The sequence below is a fragment of the Geodermatophilus sp. SYSU D00697 genome, assembly GCF_054050175.1.
In genome coordinates, this window is sequence record NZ_JBJGYV010000074.1 from 1 (window position 1) to 595 (window position 595).

Annotated in this window: 1 protein-coding gene; it reads right to left on the bottom strand. The window is 73.8% G+C overall.

What is annotated here, in order from left to right; all coding sequences use genetic code 11:
* Positions 1 to 91 precede the first annotated feature (91 nt).
* Positions 92 to 595, bottom strand: a 504-nt coding sequence (locus tag ACI79C_RS25245) for a CoA transferase subunit A (protein ID WP_456948448.1), incomplete at its 5' end; no start/stop codon positions are given.

Here is a 595-nt window from a genome sequence, read left to right on the forward strand (position 1 = left end):
GGTGGGCATGCCGATGCCCAGGTTGACGTAGGCGCCGTCCTCCAGCTCCAGAGCGACGCGGGCGGCGAGCTGGTCGCGGGTCAACGGCATCTCAGGCGCCTTCCTGCACGGCCTCGTCCCCGGCCGCGGCCGGGGTGGCCGGAGCGGGGCGGGGGCGGGTGGTGAGCTTCTCGATCTTCTTGTCCTCGGGATCGGCGCGCACGATCCGGTCGACGAACACCCCGGGCAGGTGCACGTCCTCGGGGCGGATCTGGCCGGGCTCGACCAGCGTCTCGACCTCGGCGATGCAGATCCGGGCGGCCATGCCCGCCAGCGGGTTGAAGTTGCGCGCCGACTCGTGGAACACCAGGTTGCCGTGCCGGTCACCGACCGCGGCGCGGACCAGCCCGAAGTCCGCGCGCAGCGCGGTCTCCAGCACGTACTGCTGCCCGTCGAACTCGCGCACCTCCTTGGGCCGGGAGGTCGCCACCACGTTGCCGGCGGCGTCGTAGCGCACCGGGATGCCGCCATCGGCGACCATCGTGCCCACGCCGGTGGGGGTGTAGAACGCCGGGATGCCCGCGCCGCCGGCGCGCAACCGCTCGGCCAGCGTGCC